We start from the raw sequence: 1,374 nt of genomic DNA, 5'->3' as shown, positions 1-1,374 counted from the left end.
GTTGGTGGCCGGTGTTGTTCCAGTCGTGGAGTAGCTGGTGTTTCTCGGTGTCGCTGAGTAGTTCCAGGTCGCTCAGTCGTACTTCGGGGTGGGTGGCGACGTTGGCCAGGACGGTTTGGAAGTGTCCTGCCAGCCGGTCCACGGTGGTCTGGTTGAACAGGTCGGTGTTGTAGCTGAGTGTCACTGTCAGGGTGTCGTTGGTGTCGGTCATTATCACGGTCAGGTCGAACTTTTCCACGCCGGAACCGGTTGGCATCGGTTTGATGTCGAGGCCGGGTAGTTGCCAGTTGGTGTCGGGTGCGTTTTGTTGTACGAACATGACCTGGAACAGGGGTGTTCGGCTCAGGTCTCGTTCGGGGGCGAGTTCTTCTACGAGGTGTTCGAAGGGGAGGTCTTGGTGGTCGAAGGCGTCCAGTGTCACTTCCCGGGTTTGGTTGAGGAGATCGGTGAATGTGGGGTTTCCGGTCAGGTCGCCGCGGATTACCAGGGTGTTCAGGAAGAAGCCGATGAGTTCTTCGACTTCGGTTCGGTTGCGGCCGGTGATCGGTGTTCCCACTGCGATGTCTGTCTGTCCGGTGTACCGGGTCAACAGCATCTGCAGGGCCGTCATACCGACCATGAACAGCGACGCGTCATACTGCCGCGCGATGTCCCGCAACCCGCCGGCCGTCTGCGCTGGCACCACGAATTGGCACGTGGCACCCGCGCCGGAACGACGAGACGGGCGAGGCCGGTCGGTGGGCAACTCCAGGAGTTCCACCCCAGCCAACGACCGGCGCCAGAACTCGACATGTCCCTCCAGCAGGTCACCCTGTAGCGAGGATCGTTGCCATGCCGCGTAGTCGGTGTACTGCACTGGTAGTTCGGGCAGGTTGGGTTTCTGGCCGGTTTTCGCCGCTGGGTAGAGTTCGTTCAGTTCGCGGACGAGTACGTCCAGCGACCACGCGTCGGTGACGATGTGGTGCATGTTCACGACCAGCATGTGGTCGTCGTTGGCCAGTTGGACCACCAGTACCCGGAGCAACGGGCCTGCTGCCAGGTCGAACGGCGTGTCCATCTCTCCTTGGACCGCCTTCTGGGCCTCGGTTTCGTCGGCGGCGGTGACGTGGCGTGCGGCCACGGGCCAGGGGTCGATGATCTCCTGGACCGGCAGCCCGTCGGTCATCACGAACCGGGTCCGTAACACCTCATGTCGTGCCACCACGCCGGAGAACGCTTCCTCGAGCGCGGTCACGTCCAGGTCGCCGCGGACACGGAGAGTCAGAGGTACCGAGTACTGCACGCTGTCCGGAGTCAACTGCTCCAGGAACCACAACCGCGACTGCGCGAACGACAACTCGACCGGACCACCACCGACACGCGGCACCAACGGCA

General features: G+C 62.4%; 1 protein-coding gene. It reads right to left on the bottom strand.

The window, feature by feature from the left end:
* Positions 1–1,374 (bottom strand): condensation domain-containing protein (locus BLA60_RS41795; protein ID WP_245812519.1); only part of this gene is annotated, 1,374 nt, incomplete at both ends.

The organism is Actinophytocola xinjiangensis (genome assembly GCF_001921215.1).
GTDB classification, from domain to species: Bacteria; Actinomycetota; Actinomycetes; order Mycobacteriales; family Pseudonocardiaceae; genus Actinophytocola; species Actinophytocola xinjiangensis.
This window is presented reverse-complemented; position numbering and strand designations above follow the sequence as displayed.